Origin of the sequence: Intestinirhabdus alba (assembly GCF_009711095.1) — a bacterium.
Lineage (GTDB): Bacteria > Pseudomonadota > Gammaproteobacteria > Enterobacterales > Enterobacteriaceae > Intestinirhabdus > Intestinirhabdus alba.
Map to the genome: position 1 here is coordinate 1 of NZ_WMJZ01000092.1, position 2261 is coordinate 2261.

Annotated in this window: 1 protein-coding gene; it reads left to right on the top strand. The window is 48.7% G+C overall.

Translation table 11 applies throughout. The annotated features are described in order from the left end of the window. On the top strand, positions 1–1279 hold a 1279-nt coding region (locus GJV78_RS22500), incomplete at its 5' end, for an Ig-like domain-containing protein (RefSeq protein ID WP_209439283.1). Positions 1280–2261 lie beyond the last annotated feature (982 nt).

Genomic DNA, 2261 nt, shown 5'->3' on the forward strand with positions numbered 1-2261 from the left:
CCACAAGGAGTCTGGCGAGGTGCCGGTAACCGTGGCCCAGCAAAATGACGTCAACGCGGTTGGCAGGGTGCACCTGGAGGCGACCCCCGGAGCGCTGACGGCGGGTGAAAGCACGGTGCTGTCGGTGACGCTTAAAGACCGGTACAACAACCCGGTGACCGGCCTGAGCGGCGGGGACCTCATCATCATTAAAGATCTATTCGTGGATGAGGAAGTGACGGGGCTGAGCTGGAGGGAAACCGGCAGCGGTATCTACACCTCCTCAGCGCTAATGATGAAGTTAGCCGGTACGCACTCGCTGCAGGCGAAGGTGGTGACAAACATAGGTGAGTATGATGACTCTGCTACGATCCAGGTTAATCACCCCAGCGGAAGTCGCTACGTGAAGCAGGTTGAGTTCAAGGTCCCGGCTGAATTCAACGCGGGGGAAGAGGTGACTGCGGAGGTGACCATAAAGGATGAATATGGTAATGGCGTAGCAGGAGTCGCTGAAGCTATTACCTTAACTGAAGGTGCTTACGTCCTGAATATCAACTTCAGAACAACGGACACCGTGGGCGTATATAAAGGAATGCTAACTTTAACGAAGGCGGGAGAGCACTTGCTGAAGGTGACGATTAGCGAGGCTAATGAAACGAAGCTGGTGAAGGTGAACCCTCTCGCTGCGGCAGCGCTCTACCTGAAGAGCATATCGGCTGGTGCTAGCGTAGGCGAGAATACGGTGGTCACGGTAAGGCTAACGGATCGGTTTGGCAACGGCGTATCAGGCTTCGCTGCCGATATCAGATTATCTGACGATCGGGAAGATCTGAGCGATATCCGCTTCCGTCCGTCCAGTGTCGAAGGTGAGTATGAGGCAACGGTGTTACTGACCAGAGGGGCACTCCAACACACAATGACGGCGACGATGATATACGGGGTAGACCAATTCAACTCAACGAAGAGCTGGTGGGTAGATGTCCCTAGTGGGAGCCGACATGTGGTAGGGTTCAGCATAGACGATCTGCAACAGCGGGCAGGGAGTAATCAGCAGGCAGATATACTGGTGTCGGTGAGAGATCGGTACGATAACCATGTGAGACTTAACGCCAGCGACTTTACTATAAGCAGCAGCCTGGACGGACAATTGCCCGTAAGTTTACGTGTAGCCGGGAGTGGAACGACGGCACAATACTCTCTGACTATAATCTCGCTCAGCCCCGGGAGGCATACGCTGACGCTGACGCTAAACGGTATTAGCGAAACGAGAGAGATTGACATCATCCCAGCCGGTGGGTGATTTCATCGGCTGGCGAAGTGGATGAAAAAAGTTACCGTAATGGCTCCTGGCGGGAAAACCTCTCCCTGTTTTCCGTTAGGGCATCGATACGATCGCCAGATCTGCAACAGCGCTTCTGTCCCCTGGTGGGGACAGGGCTTTCTGTTCACTAAGTCACGGTGGCGGGTTTTACTTTTCCCCGCCGGATCTTTAACTGACAAGGCTGTCAGCAGCAAAATGGCGCGTCGTAAAGCATCGGCTTGTAAGATCAGATGAATGAATCGGTAGCACGCTTATCGACTTCAGTCTGAACAATAACGAGTATTGGCTTATGCGAAACAAGAGTAATAAGCGTAAGGTGATGGTGCTATGTCAGTGTCAGCGCCACATGCTGATATTTTATGAATAAGAATATTCATTTTGATTGCATTGAATTCTCATAGCTTTCCGGGCTGTGAATGTTAATTCAAAAAGATGCCGTCCTTATTATCTTCTTTTTATGTGTTGATAATGAGAGGGGGGCACTGTATTTCATTGTGTATTGGTTTTTTATACTGCTTTTCACAAAGGTAAGCTGGCTGTCATTTGTATTTATGTGTCCGTTTTCGGATGGTTATTATGGCGCTGTCTGAGGAGGTGTTGTTTGTTACAGATAAACAAAATGTTTATATTCTCCCTGCTTGTTTCTCTGTGAAAATTGATATTGAGCGGGAACGAAAACGTGAGGGGGGCTGGAAAGAAAATACGTCAGGATAAGTTGTAATAGCATTTCGTAAAATGGTATTCGACTATGTTTTTAAGATGTCACTCAGACTTGTTGTTTGGGTGCCTTGAACTGTGTTTTTTAAAAACTGCCCTTTTGATTATTCACTCCGCACTTTCTGACGTTTTATTGAGAACAAATAGCAGCGCCATCAGCACCAGGATGAGATTAATTCACCACTTTAAATAATATTAATTGGTTAATTTTAAGGATGAAACTATGCGAGTGATACCGGAAAAA